This window comes from Lysinibacillus sphaericus (genome assembly GCF_015844675.1).
Classification (GTDB): Bacteria; Bacillota; Bacilli; order Bacillales_A; family Planococcaceae; genus Lysinibacillus; species Lysinibacillus sphaericus_E.
In genome coordinates this window covers 1-23,142 of record NZ_LDGC01000088.1, presented here as the reverse complement: position 1 = coordinate 23,142, position 23,142 = coordinate 1, and the positions used below count along the sequence as shown (strand labels likewise).

25 protein-coding genes are annotated in these 23,142 nt (G+C 34.3%); 12 read left to right on the top strand and 13 right to left on the bottom strand.

All coding sequences use genetic code 11. The annotated features are described in order from the left end of the window. Nucleotides 1-75 precede the first annotated feature (75 nt). The gene (locus tag ABE34_RS21225) at nucleotides 76-1,092 is read right to left on the bottom strand and encodes an ABC transporter permease (protein ID WP_197144436.1); all 1,017 of its coding nucleotides are present in this window, start codon (nucleotides 1,090-1,092) and stop codon (nucleotides 76-78) included. After that, nucleotides 1,089-1,817 (bottom strand): ABC transporter ATP-binding protein, encoded by a 729-nt coding sequence (locus tag ABE34_RS21220; RefSeq protein ID WP_197144435.1) that lies wholly within the window; start codon nucleotides 1,815-1,817, stop codon nucleotides 1,089-1,091. The genes ABE34_RS21225 and ABE34_RS21220 overlap by 4 nt, the downstream gene beginning before the upstream one ends. A gap of 432 nt (nucleotides 1,818-2,249) precedes the next feature. Here ABE34_RS21220 and ABE34_RS21215 point away from each other — a divergent pair, with 432 nt between their 5' ends. After that, the gene (locus ABE34_RS21215; protein WP_197144434.1) at nucleotides 2,250-2,849 is read left to right on the top strand and encodes a TetR/AcrR family transcriptional regulator; all 600 of its coding nucleotides are present in this window, start codon (nucleotides 2,250-2,252) and stop codon (nucleotides 2,847-2,849) included. Between the two features lie 66 nt (nucleotides 2,850-2,915). Here the strand turns inward: ABE34_RS21215 and ABE34_RS21210 are convergent, their stop codons facing one another. From ABE34_RS21210 to ABE34_RS21200, 3 genes are all read right to left on the bottom strand, one after another. Continuing rightward, the gene (locus tag ABE34_RS21210; protein ID WP_197144433.1) at nucleotides 2,916-3,713 is read right to left on the bottom strand and encodes an ABC transporter permease subunit; all 798 of its coding nucleotides are present in this window, start codon (nucleotides 3,711-3,713) and stop codon (nucleotides 2,916-2,918) included. After that, on the bottom strand, nucleotides 3,710-4,603 hold the full coding sequence (locus ABE34_RS21205) for an ABC transporter ATP-binding protein (protein WP_430982178.1): 894 nt from the start codon (nucleotides 4,601-4,603) through the stop codon (nucleotides 3,710-3,712). The genes ABE34_RS21210 and ABE34_RS21205 overlap by 4 nt, the downstream gene beginning before the upstream one ends. A gap of 203 nt (nucleotides 4,604-4,806) precedes the next feature. Next, the gene (locus ABE34_RS21200; protein WP_197144432.1) at nucleotides 4,807-5,712 is read right to left on the bottom strand and encodes a hypothetical protein; all 906 of its coding nucleotides are present in this window, start codon (nucleotides 5,710-5,712) and stop codon (nucleotides 4,807-4,809) included. Nucleotides 5,713-5,942: 230 nt separating this feature from the next. Here ABE34_RS21200 and ABE34_RS21195 point away from each other — a divergent pair, with 230 nt between their 5' ends. The 4 genes from ABE34_RS21195 to ABE34_RS21180 all read left to right on the top strand — a co-directional run bounded on the left by ABE34_RS21195 (nucleotide 5,943) and on the right by ABE34_RS21180 (nucleotide 9,525). Further along, nucleotides 5,943-6,509: a class I SAM-dependent methyltransferase gene (locus ABE34_RS21195; RefSeq protein WP_197144431.1), complete on the top strand. Its 567-nt coding sequence runs from the start codon at nucleotides 5,943-5,945 to the stop codon at nucleotides 6,507-6,509. Beyond that, complete coding sequence (locus ABE34_RS21190; RefSeq protein WP_197144430.1) at nucleotides 6,509-7,105, top strand: DedA family protein; 597 nt, start codon at nucleotides 6,509-6,511, stop codon at nucleotides 7,103-7,105. Before ABE34_RS21195 ends, ABE34_RS21190 begins: the two co-directional genes overlap by 1 nt. A gap of 217 nt (nucleotides 7,106-7,322) precedes the next feature. Then, nucleotides 7,323-8,024: a response regulator transcription factor gene (locus ABE34_RS21185; RefSeq protein WP_197144429.1), complete on the top strand. Its 702-nt coding sequence runs from the start codon at nucleotides 7,323-7,325 to the stop codon at nucleotides 8,022-8,024. Next, complete coding sequence (locus ABE34_RS21180; RefSeq protein WP_430982177.1) at nucleotides 8,008-9,525, top strand: ATP-binding protein; 1,518 nt, start codon at nucleotides 8,008-8,010, stop codon at nucleotides 9,523-9,525. The genes ABE34_RS21185 and ABE34_RS21180 overlap by 17 nt, the downstream gene beginning before the upstream one ends. 534 nt (nucleotides 9,526-10,059) lie before the next feature. Here the strand turns inward: ABE34_RS21180 and ABE34_RS21170 are convergent. Beyond that, entirely contained in the window at nucleotides 10,060-10,368 is a 309-nt protein-coding gene (locus ABE34_RS21170; RefSeq protein ID WP_197144427.1) for a hypothetical protein, read from the bottom strand. A 263-nt stretch (nucleotides 10,369-10,631) separates the two neighbouring features. Here ABE34_RS21170 and ABE34_RS21165 point away from each other — a divergent pair, with 263 nt between their 5' ends. Continuing rightward, nucleotides 10,632-11,480, top strand: a complete 849-nt coding sequence (locus ABE34_RS21165) for a hypothetical protein (protein WP_197144426.1) — start codon at nucleotides 10,632-10,634, stop codon at nucleotides 11,478-11,480. 62 nt (nucleotides 11,481-11,542) lie between these two features. Here the strand turns inward: ABE34_RS21165 and ABE34_RS21160 are convergent, their stop codons facing one another. Both ABE34_RS21160 and ABE34_RS21155 read right to left on the bottom strand, forming a co-directional pair. Next, a complete protein-coding gene (locus ABE34_RS21160) occupies nucleotides 11,543-12,403 on the bottom strand; it encodes a YitT family protein (RefSeq protein ID WP_197144425.1) in 861 nt (286 codons plus the stop codon). 32 nt (nucleotides 12,404-12,435) lie between these two features. After that, a complete protein-coding gene (locus ABE34_RS21155; protein ID WP_197144424.1) occupies nucleotides 12,436-12,981 on the bottom strand; it encodes a helix-turn-helix domain-containing protein in 546 nt (181 codons plus the stop codon). Between the two features lie 175 nt (nucleotides 12,982-13,156). Between ABE34_RS21155 and ABE34_RS21150 the strand changes: the two genes are divergently transcribed. From ABE34_RS21150 to ABE34_RS21125, 6 genes are read left to right on the top strand one after another with little or no spacing between them, the layout of a single operon-like run. Then, complete coding sequence (locus ABE34_RS21150) at nucleotides 13,157-13,408, top strand: PLD nuclease N-terminal domain-containing protein (protein WP_197144423.1); 252 nt, start codon at nucleotides 13,157-13,159, stop codon at nucleotides 13,406-13,408. After that, nucleotides 13,392-14,294 carry an ATP-binding cassette domain-containing protein gene (locus tag ABE34_RS21145; protein ID WP_197144422.1) on the top strand — a complete coding sequence of 301 codons (903 nt, stop codon included), beginning with the start codon at nucleotides 13,392-13,394 and terminating at the stop codon, nucleotides 14,292-14,294. Before ABE34_RS21150 ends, ABE34_RS21145 begins: the two co-directional genes overlap by 17 nt. Before the next feature lie 4 nt (nucleotides 14,295-14,298). Beyond that, complete coding sequence (locus ABE34_RS21140) at nucleotides 14,299-15,078, top strand: ABC transporter permease (RefSeq protein ID WP_197144421.1); 780 nt, start codon at nucleotides 14,299-14,301, stop codon at nucleotides 15,076-15,078. 19 nt (nucleotides 15,079-15,097) lie between these two features. Then, nucleotides 15,098-15,799: an ABC transporter ATP-binding protein gene (locus ABE34_RS21135; protein WP_197144420.1), complete on the top strand. Its 702-nt coding sequence runs from the start codon at nucleotides 15,098-15,100 to the stop codon at nucleotides 15,797-15,799. Beyond that, nucleotides 15,789-17,345 (top strand): hypothetical protein, encoded by a 1,557-nt coding sequence (locus ABE34_RS21130; protein ID WP_197144419.1) that lies wholly within the window; start codon nucleotides 15,789-15,791, stop codon nucleotides 17,343-17,345. The genes ABE34_RS21135 and ABE34_RS21130 overlap by 11 nt, the downstream gene beginning before the upstream one ends. Continuing rightward, entirely contained in the window at nucleotides 17,342-17,722 is a 381-nt protein-coding gene (locus tag ABE34_RS21125; RefSeq protein ID WP_197144418.1) for a GntR family transcriptional regulator, read from the top strand. The genes ABE34_RS21130 and ABE34_RS21125 overlap by 4 nt, the downstream gene beginning before the upstream one ends. Before the next feature lie 44 nt (nucleotides 17,723-17,766). Here ABE34_RS21125 and ABE34_RS21120 read toward each other — a convergent pair whose 3' ends face one another. The 5 genes from ABE34_RS21120 to ltrA all read right to left on the bottom strand — a co-directional run bounded on the left by ABE34_RS21120 (nucleotide 17,767) and on the right by ltrA (nucleotide 22,347). Continuing rightward, nucleotides 17,767-18,318, bottom strand: a complete 552-nt coding sequence (locus ABE34_RS21120; RefSeq protein WP_197144417.1) for a GNAT family N-acetyltransferase — start codon at nucleotides 18,316-18,318, stop codon at nucleotides 17,767-17,769. Nucleotides 18,319-18,692: 374 nt separating this feature from the next. Continuing rightward, complete coding sequence (locus tag ABE34_RS21115) at nucleotides 18,693-19,103, bottom strand: hypothetical protein (RefSeq protein ID WP_197144416.1); 411 nt, start codon at nucleotides 19,101-19,103, stop codon at nucleotides 18,693-18,695. A 170-nt stretch (nucleotides 19,104-19,273) separates the two neighbouring features. Continuing rightward, nucleotides 19,274-19,528, bottom strand: a complete 255-nt coding sequence (locus ABE34_RS21110) for a hypothetical protein (RefSeq protein ID WP_197144415.1) — start codon at nucleotides 19,526-19,528, stop codon at nucleotides 19,274-19,276. A 286-nt stretch (nucleotides 19,529-19,814) separates the two neighbouring features. Continuing rightward, on the bottom strand, nucleotides 19,815-20,201 hold the full coding sequence (locus tag ABE34_RS21105; protein WP_197144414.1) for a hypothetical protein: 387 nt from the start codon (nucleotides 20,199-20,201) through the stop codon (nucleotides 19,815-19,817). A 373-nt stretch (nucleotides 20,202-20,574) separates the two neighbouring features. Then, complete coding sequence (gene ltrA / locus ABE34_RS21100; RefSeq protein ID WP_197139928.1) at nucleotides 20,575-22,347, bottom strand: group II intron reverse transcriptase/maturase; 1,773 nt, start codon at nucleotides 22,345-22,347, stop codon at nucleotides 20,575-20,577. Between the last annotated feature and the right edge of the window lie 795 nt (nucleotides 22,348-23,142).

Below are 23,142 nucleotides of genomic sequence, written 5' to 3'. Positions count from 1 at the left end.
TTTCGATAAAATTTAAAAGTTGGGCGATAACACCTCTAAAAGGTTCTGCCCAATTTTTGAGCAGAACCGTTTCAATTATAAAGATCGATATTTTTTGAGACTTACAATATTTAATGTCATAAAGACAAGAGCAAAGCTAGCAAGAATCGCTAAGTCGGCTAGAATCTCACTAAAGCTATATCCTTTATACATAACCCCATTCAACGCGTCAGCGGCATAGTATAGTGGCATAATACGACCTATATTTTGTAGCCACTCCACCATATTATCCAGTGGGAAAATACCTGAAAAGAAAATTTGCGGCACAATGACAAGCGGGATAAATTGCATCATTTGAAACTCTGAAGCGGCAAAACTTGATAACAGAGCTCCTAATGATAATGAAACAAGTGCAACAACAATATTGATTAGTAGCACAAGCCAAATGGAGCCGACGTGTACAATATCAAGGACAAAAATCCCAAATAGTACAATAATAACCGTTTGAATAAAAGCAAACAATCCATAACCAATCATATAACCAGCGACAATTTCAGAACGTTTAATCGGTGTCGCTAGTAAGCGTTCCAAAGTCCCTGAAGTTCGTTCTTTTAACAACGCTATACCTGTAATTAAAAAGACGAAAAAGAACACAAAGAAGCCTGTTAGCATCGGGCTGAAAATATCAAAAATAGCGGTATTTTCATCGCCATATACATAATCAGTCGCCAACTTCATCATGGCAGATTGTTCGGGCTGTAAAACCTGAGAAAGCTTCATCTTTAAAGCCTTAGCTGTTGATGGATCATCATTTAATAATGTGAGCTTCAATTGAGTTTGCTGAAAAGCTAACCAGCCATCATATTTTTCATCTTTTAGACTGGCAATAGAAAAATCATTTTTTTCGATAACATGAAAATCCCCATTTTCAAGCTTTTCAATTATTGATGCAGGACCATTTGATACGACTAGTGTCATGTCAGGTTCGTTACTATTAAAAACAAAATACATTAACGAAAGCACAAGAAGAGGGGCGAAAAATAATAAGCCAAGTGTACGTTTATCACGTATCATTTGCTGCATAATTCTAGTAACAATTGCGCCGATTCTCATAGTGCTTCACCTCCAGCCTTTAAAAACACTTCATCAAAATCCTTAGCCTGATAATGAGCTTTCAATTCATGTGGCGTTCCATGCGCGATAATATGACCATTACGAAGCATAGCTAGCTGGTCACAGCGCTCTGCTTCATCCATTGCATGTGTCGTTACTAAAATTGTTTTATGCTCATCATTTTTTAGACGAATTAACTCCTGCCAAATTTCTTTTTTCAATACGGGATCAATCCCAACAGTTGGCTCATCTAAAATCAACACCTTTGGATTTTGGATAAGGGCAATTGCAAGGGATAATCTACGTTTCATCCCCCCAGAATAATTCATCACTTTACTAGCTAAATCATCCGTTAAATGAACAAGGCTTGCAGCATAATTGACACGCTCCGCACGTTCTTTTTTTGATAATCGATAAAGCTTAGCAAAAAATTGGAGATTCTCTTCACCGGTTAAATCCAAATACAGTGCATCAGATTGTGCCATATAACCGATATCTGTCAGTAATTGCTTATGGGGGACTGTATGATTTAACACTTGAATATGACCATTATCGGGCTTGATCATTCCCATAATCATTTTAATTAACGTCGTTTTCCCACAGCCTGAAGGGCCAAGTAAGCCAATAAGCTGTCCCTTAGGAATTTCTAAGGAAAGCGGGGCAATTACTTGTTTTTGGTGAAACTTTTTTTCTATGGAGTTTAATGAAATTGCATTGTTTCCCATCTAACCATCTCTCCTTTACTGAACACAGTGTTGATACCTGAAATTTTAAGGCAGTGAATTGGGAATTACAATAAACAAATAACTAAAAAGTGTTAAGTGATTTTGGATTCCAACATTTTCGCTAGATGAAATCAGATTGCCTAGTCCAAACAAATTCGTTGTACATAATAGCTATAATCATCAAATTCGATGCGTAATAGTGCAGTTTTTAATAACTATGGATGTATACCGCCAAAAAAATTTAAAAAAATAACTATTTTACTAAATTAGATTGTTGGAAAATAATAAAAAAGACCCGATAAATAAGGTAAATGCTGTAATGACTGCTACTTTTTGAACTTGTTGTAATTTTTGAGGTAACCATTGAGGCAATCATCTAACAACATGGCTAAATACTAACGGAATAAAGTGATAATACAATGGGGGTTCTAAATGTCTATTCACGATATCATGAATTTTGAAACGAAACGAGCTATAAAACTTGCATTACTTGTACAAATAGAGAAAGTAGGTTTTGAGCGAGTAACAGTAAAAAACCTAGCTATTACTGCAAACATTAATCGAGGAACTTTTTATCTGCATTATAAAGATAAATTTGAAGTGATGGAGGATTTGCAGCAGGAATTATTAAATGAACTAGAGAGCTATGTGAAAAACGTTCAACCGCTAGATGCTTTTCACTCGATAAAAATAGGCCAACTATATCAGCCATTTATTGCAGTTTTTCAATTTATTAAAGAGCATGCAAGAGCTTTCCGAATTATTTTAGGAGAGCAGGGGAGCCCCGCCTTTAACATGAGAATGAAGAAAGTTTTTAGTAATCATATTTTGGATAGAATCTCTGTGATTCGAGAAGAAGGGCTTGACCCAGAGTTTCTACAATATTTTGAGGCTTTTTTAACTTCCGCGATTTTAGGTGTTATTCAAGAGTGGTTACGCAGTGGAGATGAGAATTTAAATGTGGAGGAGTTAGCCATGATTCATTTTCGATTATTGCGCTTCCTTGGTAATTTGGCATCTTTGCAGCAATGAATTTTATATTCCTAAGTTTAAGAATCTGCTTGCTACAAGAAAGCAAGCAGATTCTGACGTTTAGCTTTACAAATGCAAATCACGTTTAACAAAAACACGAATAGCTAACATATAGCATAGTAGCCCGATTACAAACAATGCTCCTAGCATCCAAATGGACGAGCTACTTTGAGTCATTAATTTTTCAGGTGCAAACAATGAGTAAATGGTGAAGTACTTAAGCTTTTCCAAAGAACCACCCATATTACTTAGCGCTTGAATTAAATAAAAAACAATAGGAATTCCTGTACTATACGCATAAGAGGTTCTTAAATCCTTACTACTGCAGGATACAAAAAAACAGTAGCCACTAATGGCAAAGTGTAAGAAAAAGAGACCGATATTTAATGTCAAAAAAGCACTTATATCCAATTCATTTGGAAAAAGAATCTCTGAAAATATGATTGCTACCAAAGTTGTTACTGTGAGCAGTGTAAAGATGCTAGCAACTAAAAAAAATGCTTGTGTGAAGACAATTTTAAAACGTGTATTCGGTGTCGCAATTAAGTATGCCATGGAACCATTGTCGATATAGCCCATCATTAGTTTATTTGCCAACATAATAATAAAGACTAACGGCAGAACAAGTAATAAAAATCCATACAAATAGGTAGATAGAAATTCAATTAACGAATTGCCTATGTTACTCATACCAAATGCTGACATCAATTCTGGCATTGTTTCGGTAAGCTTATTTAGAGTATTGCTCATTTCAGGGTTATACATATAGACAATACTAATCATATAGAGCATTAATACAGCGAGTATAATACTAAAAAGTTTAATAGTAGCTAGCATCTCATGTTTTAGCAAAGTAAAGTTCATGACTCTTTCCCTCCACTTTCGTAGTAATGCATGAATATATCTTCAAGTGATTGTGAAATGATATCGAGGTCATTAATTTTATAGTCTGCTAAAGTATGGAGTAGTGTTTGGACATTTCCCTGAACTTTTATAATCGCTCGTGTTGGCCCAATCTGTTCCATTTTAAGTTGCTCTCCTAAGAAACGAGATAGCTCTTGCTCGCTTTGAAATTCTATTAAAAACTTTTTAGATTTTCGCTTTTTTAAGTCAGCGATTGTTTCAGTTGCAACAATTTTCCCAGCATTAAGAATTGCTACACGGTCACAAGTTTTTTCAATTTCTTCAATCATATGCGAGGACATGAATATGGTCGTTCCTTTTTCTTTTTCAGCTAAAATAAAGTCGATAAACTTTGTTTGTATAAGAGGATCTAATCCACTTGTCGGTTCATCTAGAATGACTATCTCAGGGTTATGCATAAATGCGCAGATGAGACCTACTTTTTGCTTCATACCTTTTGACATTTTCTTAATAAGGCCAGTGGCATTTAATTCAAAGTATTGCATGAGTTCATGAGCTCTTGTTAAATCATGTAACCCTCGCATTTGGGCAATAAATTGGATAAATTGTTGTCCAGTCATTTTATCGATAAATGCAATTTCACCAGGTAAATAGCCTACGAATTTTTGAATTTCCGCAGTAGATTTTCGACAATCTAATCCTTTTATGAAACACTGTCCTTCTGAGGGCTGAAGGAAGCCCATTAAATGCCGAATTGTTGTAGATTTACCTGCACCATTGGGACCTAAAAATCCGAACACTTCCCCTTTTTCGATTTGTAAGTCCACATTCTGAACACTATAAAAATCTCCAAACTTTTTCGTTAAATTATTGACCTCAATCATTGCCATTCATTTCACCCCTTCGACTGTTCTTATAATGATTATAAGACTAATTTTCAAAAAATAAATTACTATACAATATAACTCTAATCAGTGGGGGCCAATAGCTAATACGAAATAAAAAAAGAACATGAATGGCTTCTTTAAAAAGACTCCTTCATGTTCTCCACCAAGTGTTTACAATTTTACATGTAACAACAGCTTGAAGATATTTATTCTTCATAATAATTATTCAGTGCAACTTCTAAACGTTCTTCTAGATACTTCGAAATATAGTTCAACACAAATTGCTCTTTTTCCATCTCAATTTGAGAGGATCGAAAAATTTTTCTGAAATAGCCTGCCTTATTGTATATCGAAAATTGCTGTAATGCTTCTGTCCGTAATGTCGATACAATTTCATTTTCAATATGACGCTCACGAATTTTTTGAACAATATCCTTTACGCTATGCTCCTCTTGAAGTTCGGAAATTTGTTGCTTTAATTTTTCATTTTCTAGTTTAAGTTCAGCTGTTTCTTTTTGAATTTCTTCTACTTGAAGATTCGATTCCGAGGATACTAATTGAATTTTTTGTGCTAGAAAGTCTTGATTGATCGTCACTTGCATAGCGCCATGTTCTTCGTCGGGAAGAAAATTAAAAAGCCCAGTTTGTATCATTTGCTGAAGAACATTTCCAAGAACAACAACTTGATCTGCTAAATCATCAGTACCCATAGTTGTGGCAGTTATTTGGTGTTTGATGAGTTGACCATTGTCATCAATTCCTAGTAAAAGTTTTAAGCCTTTGACACGGAGTTCATCTTTTAGCAGTAAAATCATGCGAAGTCTTAAGATGGCAGGAAGGTTCAATCGAATATTAGTGTTTGGGCTATTCGAAACATTTTCAAAAATATACTGTTCGAATGGTTTAATGTAATAACGAAGCTTCGTTTCCGTTATTTCAAACCAGTTAGCGACTTCTGAAGTAGAATAATAATTTGTTTCCTCAATATGCGCTAGATAGTCGTCATTGAAGAGTATTTCTACTAATGGCGTATTTTTTTGTATGACGACAAACAATGGGTCATGTTGTACAATTCCGAGTACCAATTCTTTTGCATTATTTAGTTTAAGCATCCATTTACACCCCACTTTATTTTTCCGTACCAATTGTTCCCTATATAGGTTTCTATTCTACTGGAAGCAATTGTATGACTATTTTGTAAAGGAAATAATTAATAGAACCAATGACCTAATAATCTTTTCTGGTCTCTTAAGAAAAATTTAAGAAATCTCCTCGGAAATCTTTAAGAAATGCTCTTTATATTAAAAGTATTCAAATAATACTTTGATCGGGGAGAAAATTTATGTTAACGTTCCTTACTGAATTTATAAAACATCCAAAAACGATAGGTGCAATTTCACCTAGTTCTAAAAAATTAGCCAAAAAAATGGTCGACCAAATTTCATTTAAAAATGCCGGATGTATTGTTGAACTAGGTCCGGGGACGGGTTCATTTACGAAAGAATTAGTGAAAAGAAAAGAGCAGTCAACAAAGTTAATTCTTATTGAAAATAATAAAGTTTTTTGTGAAAAGCTTCGCGAACAATTTGAACATGAGCCGAGTATAATCGTAATACATGGATCAGCTGAGGATTTATGCGATTATATGTCAGCATTAAATATTAAAAAAATTGATTATGTCGTATCTGGATTACCTTTTACATCATTGAATCCTGCCATTTCATCACGTATTTTACAAAATGTTAAGGAGTGCATAGAAGATGGAGAATTTATCACATTCCAATATTCACTTGTTAGGAAATCCTTTATCCAAAATTATTTTAAGGACATTTCACATGAAAAAGTATGGATTAACCTTCCACCCGCCTATGTACTCAGCTGTAAACTTGGAAATGTGAGGGCTAGCTAATGGGATTACAAGATCTTCTATCATATATTGAGCAATACGGTTATTTGGCTTTATTTTTCAGCTTATGGCTAGGAATCGTTGGTATGCCCCTTCCGGATGAGATGATTGTTATGAGTGGTGGATTTTTATCATCGTTAGGAAAAATGAGTGTGTTGAAAGCTTTTGTACTAACTTATCTTGGCGCAATTACAGGACTTTCCTTAGGGTTTATCCTTGGAAAAATGTTTGGCCATAAAATACTTGATAAATTGGTGAAAAAGAACAAGGCAAAATATTTATTACTGTCAAAAGAATTAATAGATAGGTATGGTCATTTTGCTTTAGTGATAAGCTATTTCATACCAATTGTGAGACATATACTTCCGTATTTAGTAGGTATGAATAACATGTCATTTAAAAAATACGCTTTGTATTACTACACAGCAGGCTTTGTTTGGACATTGATTTACTTTACACTTGGTTTGTTTTTCGGAAAACACATTGAAAGTATTTCCATGCTTGCGACAAAATACGGTATTTACTTTGGTGCTTTCGTCAGTATTGCAGGATGTTTTTATTATTTATATACACGAAAATTAAAGTCGGTATCAGAATAATTTTATTATTTTTATATACGAAAAATAATAAAATAGTTAAAATTAGGAACTGTAATTATGAATAGGAATATTTTGCATGAAATAGGTTGATTGGAGCAAAGACTGACCGCCCGTAGGAAAGTGCCAAGTTGGAACGAAAATCAACCTCATGCTATGATGCTAGTCTGATTAACGTGCATTTGAAAATTTAAAATACTTTGTAATTTGGTGGGATTAGATGACGAAAGAAACAATACTAATAGTTGATGATGAAAAAGAGATTAGAAATCTTATTGCTATTTATTTAAAAAATGAAGGCTACGATATTCTAGAAGCAAGTGACGGAGAGGAGGGCTTAAGTCTTTTAAAGAAACATAAAGTACACTTAATTGTTCTAGATATTATGATGCCGAACGTGGATGGCATCGAAATGTGTATGAAGGTAAGGGAGATAGCCGAGATGCCCATTATTATGCTGTCAGCAAAGTCTCAAGATATGGATAAAATCGTTGGATTATCAATAGGCGCAGATGATTATGTAACAAAGCCCTTTAACCCTTTAGAGCTAATTGCGCGCATAAAATCTCAACTTCGTAGATACATCAAAATGAATCGACTAGATAGTATGAACGAAAGTGAGATAGAGATTGGTGATCTGCGAATTAATACCGACACACATGAAGTAATCGTCAACAATGAAAAGGTAAAGCTTACGCCAAGGGAGTTTTCTATTCTTGAATTACTTGCAAGAAATCAAGGCATAGTCATGAGCGCTGAGCAAATTTATGAAAAGGTTTGGAAGGAAGAGGCTATACAATCTGAAAATACGGTAATGGTACATATACGAAAAATTCGAGAAAGAATTGAGACAAATTCAAGAAATCCTCAATATATTAAAACAGTATGGGGAGTAGGTTATAAAATTGAGAAAGATCATTAAGCCATTACTTTTCTTATTAAACAAACTAAAAATGTTCATTGTAATTGCTATAACAAAAGTTCGGCGAAGCATTAGAATCCAATTATTGACGACGTTTATTCTTTGTGCATTTTTAGGTTTACTTGGAGCAAAAGCCGCACTTTCGTTTGCTTTGAATATTAACCCGGCAGTTAAGATTGATTATAGTCAAGGGATGCAGGATATAAATAATCAAGCGCAGCGTGCCACAGATCTAGCCAGCAATGAAAATAGTTTAGAAGCAGTACAGCAAATGATTGAATCAGAAAATCTTAAATTTGAAATGGAACAAAGTGCATTAAAAGTAATCGTTACCGATGAGAACGGAAAGATTTTATACAAAACAAAGCAAGTGGAAGAGAAACAAATCAATTTGCATTATAAGATTCGGAATGTAATGGACTTTGCGATTAACCATCCACTCAATAATTATGAAATACCAGCAATCGAGCAATTAAGGCAAGAATTCATTGCATTTTATCCTTTAACTATAGAAGATAAAAACTTATATTTGTTTGTCAGCGGTATTCCTGAGGGGATGGTTATCGCAAGTTCGAATGAGGGCCTTATCCCATTATTTAGTGCAATTGTTGTTTTTACATTTTCATTCTTCTACATAACAAAACGAAAAATGAAACAAATCGAGGCGCTGGCAGAGGGGGTTATGGTAATCGCAAAAGGAGATTTAACCTATCGCATTGAGAAAAAGGGGATAGATGAAATCGCTTTATTAACAGAGAATGTCAATCAAATGACTGAAGCTATTATGACCAATATAGAGATGGAACGAAGGATTGAAAAACAAAAAAATGAATTAATTACAAACGTTTCGCATGACCTACGAACACCACTTACTTCGATTATGGGCTATTTACGATTGTTAAGAGATGAAAAGTACGACACAAAGGAGCAATATGATGAGTATTTAAAGATTGCTTTCTCAAAATCCGAACAGTTAAAGAACCTGATTGAAGATTTATTTGAATATACGAAGCTAACGAATGAAAGCATTGTCCTTGGGCGACAAGATATATGTATGAATGAGCTTCTCGATCAGTTAATTGAGGAGTTGATTCCGCAAGCGGAGGAAAACCATCGTACATTTATTAAAAATTTCACAGAGGAGCGGATCTTTGCTCCAGTGGACTCTGAAAAAATTGTTAGGGTCTTTGATAATTTATTAATGAATGCCATTAAATATAGTACAGGTGACGGTGAAATTTTTGTTTCTCTTGAAAAAAAAGAAAGTAATGTTCAAATCTGTGTTGCAAATGAAAGTAATGAATTTACATCTGAAGAGCTAATGAGCATATTTGAGCGATTTTATAAAAAAGACCAATCTAGAACAAGCGTAGCGGAAGGCTCAGGACTTGGACTTGCTATTGCAAAGAGCATTGTAGAACTACATGGTGGCAAAATTGATGCGAAGTATAAGGATGGTATGCTGCAGTTTATCATCGAACTGCCTGTTACAGTTTCATAAAAATAGTAAGGTAGCATTTAATAAATTCATCACCAAAAGTTGCGGATGACTTTTGTTAAACCTCTACTATATAAATGAGTTGATTGGAGTGGAGACAGGGTGACTCCTCGGGGATCAGCGATAGAGGAACGAAGGCTAACACCATCACGTCCTGTGATAACGCCTTCGTGACCAACATCTTGTTGGCACGAGACCCTGCAACGAAGCGACGCGGCTCAGCGGAAGCCCCAGGAAGCTCTGCTCTGCGCGAAAGCGAAGTGACAGCGGCAAATGTTTTATCTGCGCGAAAGCGAAGCGACAGCAACAAATGTTTTATCTGTGCGAAAGCGAAGCGACAGCAACAACAAATGTTTTATCTGTGCGAAAGCGAAGCGACAGCAACAAATGTTTTATCTGTGCGAAAGCGAAGCGACAGCAACAACAAATGTTTTCTGTAGCGAAAGCGAAGCGGCAGCTACAAAGCGCCCAGTTGGAACGGAAATCAACCCCACGTTTTGGTGATAATAAATTTAATGGTAAAAATGCTACCTTTCTTCATGGGCGAATTAGTTGCTCAATTGTGAGAATATGATTGGTATTAGAGTCGGGGAGGCTCTTTTGTAAGTGTGTAAAAATATTTTTGTCCTTAATAATAATTTGAATTTCTGTATAGCTATATTGTTTTTGGACTTCTTGAACATATTCTGTAATTTTCAATAAATGATGCGTGTTTTTTATTTCTACTTCTACAAAAAAGGGCAGCGTTAATTGATGTAAACTTAAGCAACCGCGACGAATCCAAATCGCTTCATTTACGTAATAACGGATAGGTAATTGACGATTACTTGCGATAAATAAGTCCATTTATGTCTCCTTTTTTATATGATGATGTTAATAGTGACGGATAGAACCGTCAAAATGATGGATAGAACCATCGAAGTGACGGATAGACCGTCAAAGTGACGTATAGAGAACCCTCAAAGACAGATACGCATACATCAATCGTCTTTAGAAAATATTTTAACGCAATTGATTGCACTTCGTCATCTTGCAAGTTTATTGAAGAATTACTTTTCTATTTATGCCAATACTATATGTTGAATTTGGCTGTAAAAGGGGACATTTCGATGAAGAAAATCATGCTATTTACATTATTGCTCCTTTTCGCAGTTTGCTTTAGTCCAATATTTGTTCACGCTAAGGAGAACCAGGAAGAAGACTTAAAGAAAATTGTAAGTAGATTTATGCCATCGAATGCGTCACTTATAAGCCCTGAAAAACCTTTCTCCACACGGCCAATTCAACTTTATGACCTTGACCACGATGGACAGAAAGAAATAATATTCACTTATAAAATTAAAGCAAAGGATTCCCCTTCTCAGTTTGGATCAATAGTGCTAAAAAAACACAATACAGATTGGCGGAAGATTTGGGAAACTAAAATGCGAGGAGTCGATTTGGATTTTTCTGGTTTAAAAGATATTACTGGTGATGGCTCAAAAGAATATTTATTTGGTGTGACAATCGGAGCGGCAATGGGAAGCAATCTGGAAGTGTTCCAATGGATCAATAACTCATTCCAAAAAATTGCTGAAGTTTCTTATCATAAAATGGATTTTGTGAATGGAAATCAAAAAGTTGGTCTAGCAGTTTGGCAAATGTATATTGGTGATAGCTATTTAGTGGATGTACTAAAATGGAATGGTGAAAAGTTGGTCTATAACGAAGAATTATATTCTAAATACTATCCGGTAATCGAAAAGTTTTATAAAGATAAAATTTCAGAAATGGGTGCCTGGTTTTATTGGTATTGCCTTGCAGATGCCCAGATCAAAGCAAATAAATTTGAAGAAGCATCTAAATCTATTCAAAAGGGGATTGCATTAGCTAAAAAAATATCAATGCAAGATGTAATCGAAGACTTTAATGATTTAAAAGAAAGACTAGAAAATAAACAAAAGCATTCGCCAAAATAAAAACGCACATTACTAAAATCATTTAGCAATATGCGTTTTTGTATTTGGATAGTGAGTAGACTTTAGTGAATATCACGCTTTTTGAAGTTCCCGCCACGTACCTCTGAAACATCAGAAATAACTATGAAGGCACCTTCATCAATATCTTTAATAATCGATACAAGTTTATTTTCTTCCATACGGTTAATGACACAGTTTAATATATCAGTAGGTTCATTGGAGAAACCGCCACGCCCTTTTGTATATGTAACACCACGTCCTAAACGAGCTTGGATCGCATCACCAATTTCCTCTGATTTTGCACTGACAACACGAACATCTTTTGATTTTTCTAAACCATCTTGGATAATATCGATAACGTTTTTCGCAATAAAATATGTTAAAGCTGAGTATAGTGCGCTCTCTAAGCCAAAAATAAAGCTTGCCCCTAAGAAAATAAAGGCATTAATAAATAATATAATATCCCCGACTGAAAACGGAACCTTACGTGAAAGTAACACGGCTAAAATTTCAGAGCCATCCAAAGCGCCACCGTTACGTAAGACAATCCCAATCCCAACACCTAGTAGCATACCACCAGATAAAACAATTAATAGTGGATCATTTGGACCTAAAATTGTTTTAACATCATGCATAAGCACTGTGGAAATAGATAGAGCTGCAATCCCAGCAGTACTCATCAATGCAAAAGTTTTACCTACTTGTTTATAGCCAATATAAATAAACGGAATGTTTAATACAAAGAGCAGTACGCCTAATGGTATACCAAAAAGGGCTGCGCCCATAATACTAAGCCCCGTCACACCACCATCAATGACTTCGTTCGGTATTAATACCGCTTCAAGTCCATATGCTGCGATGACAGCGCCAATTATAATCATGATAAATTTTCTTGTGTTTTCAACTGACTTACTTTTTTTCATAAATCTTCTCCATTTCTTTATGTAAATACTACTTAAGGTTTTGGAATAATATTTATTGCTACTGTTTTTGTCTCAGTATCAGTCTCTTTACTTGAGTCGGCCATATTATAGTATTTATTTATTAAATCGTTTAATTCATTTTCAAAGTTATTGAATTGATCATTCGTTAACGTTAAATCAATAAATGAAAAAGTTGCACAATCTGCAAGACTTTCTTCTTTATCAAGTGAATGTAAATAATTTTGATATTGAGATAGTAAAGTTAATTGATAGTAGGAAACATAATTTATTTTTTGTTTGATTGTTAGTTGTGCCCAATCCTCCTCATTAAGTTTTTCTGCTCCTTCATTTACTGCATAAAATTTTTCTGTAACAGAACGAACTTTTCGCTCTTTCACAATTTTTATGATGTTTTCATCCACTAAAATTTGAATGTGCCGATACAAAGTAGCTTGAGGTACATCCTTTATGATAGAAATCATCTCCAAAGTGCTTAAGCCATCTTCTTTCTCGTACATGAGAGCTTGTAAAATTTTCATTCTCACAGGGTGCATTAATACCTCTGCTTTATTCCGCATAAAACGATCCTCCTATCATATGGAATCAAGGGAAGCAATCAAATGTTATCAATATGAGAACATTACCAAAAAATATACTATAGGTTTTTTAAAAGGATGTACAGTAAAAAGGTAATGAAATTTTTTACATCTTCTGTTATCATTATTGATAACGATAATGAATGGGGGGTTAAAAATGAAATTACACTATGGTTTTGATGATTTAATGCAAATAGATTGGGCAAGTATACTTCCAATCATTTTGCCATTTATATTCGTAGGATTTGTTCTAATCATTGTTGCTTTATTCGACTTATACCGGCACCGCGATACGAGAGAAAACATACTAATGTGGACCATTATTATTTTGTTCTGTAATTCAATTGGTTCTGTTCTATACTTCATTATTGGTAGGAAGGATGTAAATAAACGTGCGCTTAGAAATTAAAAATATTACGAAAAAGTTTAAACAAAAAACAGCCGTAAATGATTTTTCAATGGTCATTGATGTTAATGAGTGTGTCGGGTTAATTGGACCAAATGGAGCGGGGAAATCCACGTTAATTCAAATCATTGCCGATATTCTGAATGCAGACAAAGGAGAAATTCTTCTTGATGGTCAAAAGATTTCATCTATGAGAAATCAAATTGGTTACTTACCTCAGTATCCTAATTTTTTCTCATGGATGACAGCGTTTGAAACATTGTTCTTTATGGGGACACTTTCTGGCATAGCAAAAAATGAATTGCAGAAAGAAATCCCATTGCTTTTAGAAAAGGTCGGCTTAGGGAGGGAAGCACATAGTCATGTCGGGACATTTTCTGGTGGTATGAAGCAACGCCTTGGCATCGCACAAGCATTATTGCATAAGCCAGCTTTAATAATTATGGATGAACCGGTATCAGCGCTAGATCCAATAGGGAGAAGAGAAGTGTTAAATCTATTAAAAGAGATTAAACAAGAAACGACAGTTTTAATATCAACGCACATATTGAGCGATGCTGAGGAAATTTGTGAGCGCTTTGTGATGATTAAAAATAGTCACAAAATAGAAGATGCTACAAAGTCAGAGTTGCTTAAACGCCATCAACAATCAGCTATCTTTTTAATGATCAGAAAGGCAGATTTTCAATGGTTAACAATGATTGAACATTTACCATATGTGAAGAAAATCGAAAGCTGTGGAGATGGCTTCAAAATACACATTGAAAATTTGAAAACTGATGCTAATCGACTAATACAGCATGGATTAGATTCAAAGGTGATGTTTATTAAATTTGAAGTAGGTATTCAAGATAATCTAGAAGAAATATTTTTGGAATTGGTGGTGTAATAAAATGAGTGCTTTTATTGCATTAAGCAAAAAAGAAGTACAGCAAATGGCAAGGGAATTTAAAATATTTTGGCTCCCAATCGTATTTATTTTACTAGGGCTCACTCAGCCGATTATGATGTATTATTTACCTGTTATTTTACAATCAGCGGGAGGTATTAAAGGTATAATAATTGATCCTACGATGGCAATGCCTGAAGGACAGGAGGTACTAGCCTCAACATTAAATTCACAGTTTGATCAGCTAGGCATTATTATTCTGGTCGTTGCCACTATGAGCATTATTCAAGGGGAAAAAGCAAATGGCATGATGGCATTTATCTTAACAAGGCCAGTATCGATATCTTCTTATTTAAATAGTAAAATCATCATCCATTATATATTGGCGGTTATATGTATAGCTCTTGGCTATGCAGTGTCCTATGGCTATTCAGCGTATTTATTTACTTCCGTTCCTATGACGCAAGCTATGTGGGCTTTTGCATTTTATTGTGTTTGGCTATTATTCATCATAACGTTTGTTGCGATGATGAGTACATTTTTTAATAGTCCTGCATTTATAGCACTAATAAGTATCGTTGTCCTATTAATCTGTCGTTTTATCGTTGGACTACATCCATTAATAGATGTTGTTAATCCTGCTAGTAATAGTATGTATGCAACAAATATTTTAATGTCGGGTGATGTGGGATCTTGGGTTGGCCTTAATATTGTGGTAACACTGCTGTTAGTTGTTTTGATGGTCATTACTATGCAAAGTTTCATTGCGAAAAAGAAATTTTGAATGAAATTAGGTGAAAAATTTGTTATCGATACAAAATTTACAGAAATCGTATGGCCAGCAGGAGGTTTTAAAAGGAGTAGAGTTAAAAATAGAAAGGGGAGAAATACTGGCGTTTGTTGGTGGGAATGGTGCAGGTAAAACAACGACATTAAATTGTATTGCTGGATTAGTAGAACAAAATTGCGGGAAAATAATAATTAATAATGTTTCGAAATCGCAATCGCTAGAATATAAAAAGCAATTTTATTTTATACCCGATACGATTCATGTATTTCCGAATATAGCTGCATATGATTGGATACATTTTGTTTTGAAACTATATGAAAAGACTGATGATGAAAAACTACAAAACTTTATTAGCGTCTTTGGTATGGAAAAAAGTATTTATAAACCAATGGGAACGTATTCTTATGGAATGCTTCATAAGATTGCGTTGATTACTGCTTTTACAATTAGTCCGCCAATCCTAATTATGGATGAGCCGTTAAATGGATTAGATCCACTTGCTGTCGTTGCTTTTAAAAATTGTATGAAAGAGTATGTTGAAAAGGGTGGGACCGTTCTCTTTTCAACTCATTTGTTAGATGTTGCTGAGAAAATTTGTCAATCCATTTCATTTTTAAAAGATGGCAAGATTGTCTTACATGAGCGTGTTGAGAAATTGCTAGTCGATGGGAGCTTAGAGACTATTTTTATGGAGAAACAAGCTAATGAAGGATAATATGCAATTAATCAAATTCTTTTTAACATCCTTTTATGCAAAGCCAAAGCAGCCATTAATTCAAGCACTCCTAATTATTGCATTTATTTATGTAGCCATGCAGTATTTTGTACTTACCTTCATTATCTATTTCATAGCGACCTCAGAGGCGTATTTATTTTACAATGTTCTTCTTTCAAATGCTGTGACATATTTATTGATTTCGTATTTTGCCATTTCGGTAGTGTTTAGTCAAAGTGATTTTGCTATATTTGCTCATTTACCCATTTCTGCGAAAAAGGTTGTCATGTCGAAAATTATAAGTGGGGTAACTCTACCGATAATGGCGGTTAGTATTTTATCAATACCTACATTTTTCATATTCCTGATAGAGTTTAGTCTAGGTGTTGCTATAAAATCATTTGTATTTTTACTTGTCATGAACGTTTTAATTGTATTAATCCTTCTATTTGTGTTGTCCATTTTGAATCATTTTCGCAGTGTGTTTATTAATGCATCCGTATATCTACTTGTTAGGATGACGCTTATAGTAGGTATTGGAATAAGCCCAATACTGTACTTTCTAATAAAAAATTATCATGCAATCAGCACTGTTTTAGCGAAATTAGATGTTTCAACAATATCATCCTTAATCGCTTCAATTTCTGATTTTCTAGAAATAGGTTATCGTTTTGCAATGCAACAGTCATGGGTGGAGACGCTTTTGTCATTAAATACGGCAATAAGTTTTATGTTATTATTCGCACTATGTTATGTATTGTTTAAAGCAACTACAAAAATGATTGCATCTAAGTATTATGAACATGGCTTGCTTGTAAGCAGAATAGAAAAAACGACTAAAGTTTGGGGAAGAGATATTCAAAGCAGCTGGATCAATTATTTGCAGCGCGAATATTGGATTATTCAGTCTGAACCGTACTTTAAAATGCAAGCTATTTTAGGGATGATTATAACGCCAATTTGTACAATCATTTATTTAATTCTCGGACAGACGACTATTTTAAAGGTTGAATGGATGTTGGACAACGAATCTTTTCTATTTGTCTATATGGTTTTGTTGATGAGTTGTATGAACAATATTAGTGGGACTCCCTATTCAAGAGAGGGGAAATACTATGCATCTAGCATGACACTGCCATTTGATTCACAAAAGGTTTATCTAGCAAAAGTTATGACTTCATCATGTATCGGCATTATATCGGTTGTAATAAGCTATATTATTTACTTGCTATTTGCTAGAGCTGGTTTTATAACAGTACTGCATTTACTGATTACATTACTATTAGTCATGACTTATAATTTATTGTCTCCACTTTATGATAGAAGACATCCATTACTTGAATGGTCTAATCCATCGGAGGCAATAAAATCAAATCCTACTGTATTAATAAGCCTGCTATATGGATTACCGATATTGATTGTCATTGGGGTTGTTCATTTTAGCTTGCTTACTTTCAATGTTTCTCCAACGATGACAGCCCTAATTATTTTGGTCATTGTAACTTTATGTACATTTACAGTAATTGAAAGGATACGTAACAATTGAATGTAAAAATAGATTCAAAGAGTAATATACCTTTTTATCAACAGCTAACCCAGCAACTCCTTTTGGAAATAGTGCGTGGAAATTTGCAAAATGGTGACCCATTGCCCTCCATTCGTGATTTAGCAGCCGAAACAAACCTTAATCTTCATACCGTTCATAAAAGCTACAAGGATCTTCAAAAGAAGGGGATAATTGATATAAAACCTAACTCAAAAGCAATTGTTATTAAGTCCGCTGAAGCAAAGAGCGTTGACCTTCAACAAATTTCTATAAAAGTTGAACAAATAATGTGTGAAGCCTATGTTCTAGGTATTAGGGAACATCAACTACAGCAGATGTTCCATGAAAATTTGCATAAATATTATAGTGTGCGTTAAGAGAGAAAGAGATGGCTGCTGAAATATACAGAAGCTATCTCTTATTAATTAGCGTGTATTTTAGTAAACTCATCCTTGGTCATTCCGAAATAAACTTCATCGTAAAAGGTACTATTTGTATAAATCATATTTCTTAAACGGCCTTCCTCCACAAATCGTAGTTTTTTATGTAGAGCTATAGAAGATGCGTTAAAAGAGTAAACACAAATGGTTGCTTTCTGATAGCGAAGTTCTAAGAAATAATGTTTTAAAATGGTTAAAATCATATCTTTTGCATATCCTTTTCCTCTATATGGAGGAAATATCGTTATAGCATAATCAAAGGTCCCATTCTTTGCATCACATCCAGAAACTTCAATGGTCCCCACGGCATTGTTCGAAGCATCCTCGGCAATCCAGTAAAAATCATCATTCTCTGTAGATGCCCCTTTTGATATTTCATTGATCCATTCTTCCATTTGCTGATTTGTCCGAGGAAAAGCGATGGAGTCAAGGTTTTTTAGTATATCATCATCTAAATTTTCAAACATACGAATGTCCTCAGACTTAGGCGCTCTTAAACGTATTTTATCTCCACACCAATAGGATACTTTCATTGAATTACCTACCTTTCTAATTTGTACAGTTAAATTATACCATTAAAATCGTGTGGAAGAGAAAAAAGCAAGAAACTACTAAAAGAGTTTCCTGCTTTTACAATGTTATATTAAGGCTGTTTTCTAAAAGATTGTTGCTGTTAAAACATAAAAATAGAGTTAATCTACAAAATGTGTAGAAACAACTCTGTTTTTATGTTTGATATTTCGTAAATCGAATATTTAACTAAAGCACCCGTTAGCCATCCATGAAGCGCTAAAATAAGCACTTCACCACAGATATTGAAAGATGATTGAGTTCTTTCATGGGAGTTGAAGAACAAAAGCGATGCTTATTCAACAATCACGCTCGTTTGCGGATATATGAAAATTGATTAACCCTCAACAAGCCCATAATATTTATAAAGTTTACCTTCTGATTCTACGAGTAAAATTGGTCCTCCAATTTCTTCTCTTTCTTTAACCGAAAAGACTTTTGCTCCAACAGGCAATTTGTTCGACATTTCGTCTTTAAAGTTTGTATCTGTATCGTTTTTTGTTTTTATTTCTCCTACCTGCTCGCCTTTTGTTAAGGTTAGTTCTTCAACCCAATCAATTCCAGTCTGATAAATCACTCCATTGAACTGAAATATATCGGCTTCAGGGTCTAATTTTAAAACCTCTTCTGCATTAGGATTTTCAGTTTCATGAACTTCTACTTTACCTTTATCCGATGAATTAGAACATCCGACAGCAGTTAATAAAACGAACATAACCAAACCAAAAAATAATCTGGACACATTCATGTTATCCCTCCTCGGATTATTAGACGGATAAAGGTTAATTAAGTTACCTATTTATTCCATAAAGTGACCCGATTGTTTAACACAACAACACTGTTCGACTAACCTCCTCCGTTAGCACTATAATGAAGATTTAGTTCCTTATTTAATCAATACATCTGTCTATAAAATATTTACCTTCTTTCACTTTGCCTTGTTTGCCATAAATCATAAATAAGAATCAAAGCACCAATTGAAAATAATAAAATACTTAATGTATAAGGAACCCATCCAATTATTTCATTTAGAACTGTCGCAAGTTTACCAGGAGGGTCACCCCAACCTGTTAAATTAGGAATGAATAAAGCAATCGCTAGGTGCATTAAACCGAATAAAAATATACCTGAAATAAATAAAACATAACCAAATTTCTGTAAACTCTTTTCCATCTAATCCCCCCTTGATATTACTTATCTCAATAAGTATTCAAGTTAATGAAAAAAATTCCTTCTTGTATTAACCTGCTCCGTTAGTTCAATAAAAAAGAGCTGCATATGCAACTCAATGATCTTAAAGTAAAGCACCACGTTAGTTTAATAAGAACAGTGACGCTTCTTCCACAATCGCGTTCGATTGCTGAAGACTGGATAGGATAATTTTCTTTTTGTAGGATTTAAGCAATAAACACAATTAGCCTCGAATACTTTAGAAGCATTCAAGGCTTTACACTTTACTTTAATTTGATATTTTAAAAGGCAGCAGTAAATCTTCATCTGTATAAGTAGTGAGGTATTCCCCTCCAATGTGCATATTCGAACAAGTAGCATCCTCACAAGTAAAAATAAACGTTTTTTTAGTTGTTTTAACCTCAATCTCCATATTGAACGGAAAACTTCCACCCGTACTTTTGTTTATATAAGGTGCAAGAGCAATGACGTCTGAATATTTGGCTATATGTTGGTAATCTTCGCTCTCAACAGTTAACTGAGCCATTTGATTTAAAAAAATTTGTTCTTTCTCGGTTGGCTCGTACCATAGATCCCAAAAAAGCCATTTCCCGAACATATAAAAATTTACCGATAAACTAACAACCAAAATACCTAAAACACTCGTCTTCTTCATAATCCCACTCCATTTTTCTTAGTTTATTTTTGAAAATATATAAACAAGTTATATTTAGTGTAATTTTACACTATCCGTATACTTTGTAAAGTGAGTTTTTGAAAAAGCTTATTCTTATAGGTAATAGAAGTAATTTATACTAATAGTTTAATGCTGTGTTTAATCCCTTTAGACTGCGTTCCACCACAATTTGGCCCGATTGTTGAACAACAAGTTAAAAAACACTCTTCATACAGATAGGTAAGCCTTTGAAGTTATCGCTGGCTTTTCCCCCTGTTCACACCGTACGTGCGACTTTCACCGCATACGGCGTTCCAACTAATCCAATTTATTCTTTCTATGTTTTAAGCAGCCGAGTGAAGATTTTCCAAAGTTAGATTATTTCATTGTTACATTTCAGTCGTAAGTTATTTACTTTTTCTAATTGCTTATTTGTAAGCTTTACAGCTTTTAGGAACTTTTCAATTTTTACTTTGTCTTTCAAATGTATAAGTTGATGTATAGCCTTATTCAAAACTATTAAATTTGAGTAGCTATCATCTTTTGAAATGTGAAAAGGATTAATATGATGACAATGCCAGTCGATAATACCTAATTCTTCACCTAAAATTGCACATTTGCCATACTGGGCAATAAACTTACTTATTCTGTTGTCGTTATATTCAATAGATCTGTTTGGAATGTAGTTTCTCATGACGTAAGAAAGCGTATTTTTATTGATAGCCTTTAGGCTATTGTGAATTTTTGCTCTGCCTTCGGCAGTATAGTTACATATCACTTGGGAGAAACCAAGTGTTTTTCTCCATCGTTGCGCATGGATGGGGACAAAGACCATATTTTGTATTTTAAATAGTTTGGACTTATATCCTTTGTATCGCTTCTGTAATGTCTTTGACATCTCATGAAAACTTGCCTCTGTTCGAATATTCTTTAGTTGATTGTATAACGTCTTGCGTAGATATAGATTTAACTCATTCAAGTTAATTGTAATTTGAGTTGCAGCTGAGTAATAGTTTTGGATACCCATTACAACGGTATTAAAATTCCAAACGGTCTGAATGCAGGGTTTTCTCTTGATTACTTTTATCGCTTCTTTAATCTTTTGAAAGGCATTTGCTTTAGCCTTTTTTGACATATCAGACTTTGCTACGAAACCAAATCTGGTCTTACCTTTTCTTATGGCTTTTATTGTAAATCCTAGAAACTCTGAAGAGTTTTTCTTTAAGTTCACGACCTTTGATTTTTCTTCACTCGTCTCCAAGTGTAATCTCTTTTTCAAGAATTCTTTTAATGCATAATTTATTTTAATTGCCTGTGACCTTGTTCGGCACATCACCTTAAAATCATCCGCATAACGGACAATAAAACACTCTTTCAAACTCGATTTCTTTAATTGCTGATACTTACTACCATTAGTCGAATACGTATAATTGCTTTCAAATGTTTCCCATTGGTCACTAACCCACCAATCCAATTCATTTAACACAATGTTAGATAATAAAGGTGAAAGAATACCACCTTGCGGTGTTCCTTTTGTAGGAATACCTTCTCCTACAATCTCTGCTTTTAATAACCTAGATATAATAGAAAGAAGGGATTTATCCCTAATGCCTATTGACCACATTTGTTTTAAAAGTTTGCTATGATTTACATTATCGAAGAAACCTTTAATATCTACGTCAACACAATAATGTAGTCCAGATTGGTTAATGAGAAATTCAAGTCTAGCTTTGGCATGATGAGTGTTGCGATTTGGTCTAAAACCATAACTATGTTTATGGAATTTAGCTTCACAGATTGGCTCTAAAATTTGCAGTACACATTGTTGAAAAATTCTATCCCATATCGTCGGTATCCCTAAAGGTCTAGTTTTATCTACTCCTTTTGGAATGAAAACCCGTCTAACTGGTTGTGGTTCATACCATTTGAACATACCTTGAACTTTAGCTATTACATCTACAACTGGTAAATGCAGAATATCATTAATTGTTAATTTATCGATTCCCGCAGTTTTGCTACCTGTATTTCTTTTGATGTTTCGGTAGGCAAGACGTATATTATCCTTAGAACTCATTAATTCTGTTAAGTTATAGAAATGATGACCACAAACACTTTGAGCGTAGAGTGTATCAAAACAATCTTGCATACTATAATACTCATTGTGTCTCAGTTTCTTCCGTTTCAATAAGTCGGTGACTCCTTTTGGAGTTAAACCTCTATTAGTCTCACAAGAACCTTATTAATCGATAAAGAACTGCCTTACTTGGTTGAATAAATCTTTATTAGTCTAGTGGCTATCCCTCCATGTGGATTAGACACTTCATTGGTACTGTGCCACCACTTTCACTGATATAAAGGCAAGTTATACAGTAACTAGTATCATTATTGCTTTCCTTGTCAACGTTTCTTAGGGGAGTAAGCCCTCCACGTTATCAGCTTAAAACGTTGAATTATATCTATTATAGAATGAACTTAGGTGCTTCCTCTAAGCCTGTTAGATACATACGCCTGTAACGTATCATGGATTTTCATATTAGTTAGTCTTACTCACCCACATCTAACCTCACAATTTGGTGATATACACATTTCTATGTATCGCAGTTCTAGACCCGTACATTCAGAAGTTCGTCAGCTTAACCATTTCTTTTCGGTTTATTTGCATTCTCACCATATTCATTCAACTCAAGCATCATGAATTACACCACTCCCTCGAGTAGGCTTTCGTCAGCGGACCTGGTACGGTAATTTCTCACGCCTTTTCACCGAGCTTATAACACAATCATTCTTACTAAATCCAGTGCTATTCGACTAAGAGAGAACCCTTCCGAGCGTTACCTCATCATTTGATTCTTCGATATAACCCTTCAGTTCCGAAAGGAACTGTCTAGCCTTTACCTGAGTAATGTGACCATTCTCAATTTAAACTAGAAACATTTCGCAC

What these genes read in the sequence shown, in the direction of transcription:
- ABE34_RS21225 (WP_197144436.1), bottom strand. Translation starts at nt 1,092, where the DNA reads ATGAGAATCGGCGCAATTGTTACTAGAATTATGCAGCAAATGATACGT.
- ABE34_RS21220 (WP_197144435.1), bottom strand. Translation starts at nt 1,817, where the DNA reads ATGGGAAACAATGCAATTTCATTAAACTCCATAGAAAAAAAGTTTCAC.
- ABE34_RS21215 (WP_197144434.1), top strand. Translation starts at nt 2,250, where the DNA reads ATGTCTATTCACGATATCATGAATTTTGAAACGAAACGAGCTATAAAA.
- ABE34_RS21210 (WP_197144433.1), bottom strand. Translation starts at nt 3,713, where the DNA reads ATGAACTTTACTTTGCTAAAACATGAGATGCTAGCTACTATTAAACTT.
- ABE34_RS21205 (WP_430982178.1), bottom strand. Translation starts at nt 4,603, where the DNA reads ATGGCAATGATTGAGGTCAATAATTTAACGAAAAAGTTTGGAGATTTT.
- ABE34_RS21200 (WP_197144432.1), bottom strand. Translation starts at nt 5,712, where the DNA reads ATGCTTAAACTAAATAATGCAAAAGAATTGGTACTCGGAATTGTACAA.
- ABE34_RS21195 (WP_197144431.1), top strand. Translation starts at nt 5,943, where the DNA reads ATGTTAACGTTCCTTACTGAATTTATAAAACATCCAAAAACGATAGGT.
- ABE34_RS21190 (WP_197144430.1), top strand. Translation starts at nt 6,509, where the DNA reads ATGGGATTACAAGATCTTCTATCATATATTGAGCAATACGGTTATTTG.
- ABE34_RS21185 (WP_197144429.1), top strand. Translation starts at nt 7,323, where the DNA reads ATGACGAAAGAAACAATACTAATAGTTGATGATGAAAAAGAGATTAGA.
- ABE34_RS21170 (WP_197144427.1), bottom strand. Translation starts at nt 10,368, where the DNA reads ATGGACTTATTTATCGCAAGTAATCGTCAATTACCTATCCGTTATTAC.
- ABE34_RS21165 (WP_197144426.1), top strand. Translation starts at nt 10,632, where the DNA reads ATGAAGAAAATCATGCTATTTACATTATTGCTCCTTTTCGCAGTTTGC.
- ABE34_RS21160 (WP_197144425.1), bottom strand. Translation starts at nt 12,403, where the DNA reads ATGAAAAAAAGTAAGTCAGTTGAAAACACAAGAAAATTTATCATGATT.
- ABE34_RS21155 (WP_197144424.1), bottom strand. Translation starts at nt 12,981, where the DNA reads ATGCGGAATAAAGCAGAGGTATTAATGCACCCTGTGAGAATGAAAATT.
- ABE34_RS21150 (WP_197144423.1), top strand. Translation starts at nt 13,157, where the DNA reads ATGAAATTACACTATGGTTTTGATGATTTAATGCAAATAGATTGGGCA.
- ABE34_RS21140 (WP_197144421.1), top strand. Translation starts at nt 14,299, where the DNA reads ATGAGTGCTTTTATTGCATTAAGCAAAAAAGAAGTACAGCAAATGGCA.
- ABE34_RS21130 (WP_197144419.1), top strand. Translation starts at nt 15,789, where the DNA reads ATGAAGGATAATATGCAATTAATCAAATTCTTTTTAACATCCTTTTAT.
- ABE34_RS21120 (WP_197144417.1), bottom strand. Translation starts at nt 18,318, where the DNA reads ATGAAAGTATCCTATTGGTGTGGAGATAAAATACGTTTAAGAGCGCCT.
- ABE34_RS21115 (WP_197144416.1), bottom strand. Translation starts at nt 19,103, where the DNA reads ATGAATGTGTCCAGATTATTTTTTGGTTTGGTTATGTTCGTTTTATTA.
- ABE34_RS21110 (WP_197144415.1), bottom strand. Translation starts at nt 19,528, where the DNA reads ATGGAAAAGAGTTTACAGAAATTTGGTTATGTTTTATTTATTTCAGGT.
- ABE34_RS21105 (WP_197144414.1), bottom strand. Translation starts at nt 20,201, where the DNA reads ATGAAGAAGACGAGTGTTTTAGGTATTTTGGTTGTTAGTTTATCGGTA.
- ltrA (WP_197139928.1), bottom strand. Translation starts at nt 22,347, where the DNA reads ATGCAAGATTGTTTTGATACACTCTACGCTCAAAGTGTTTGTGGTCAT.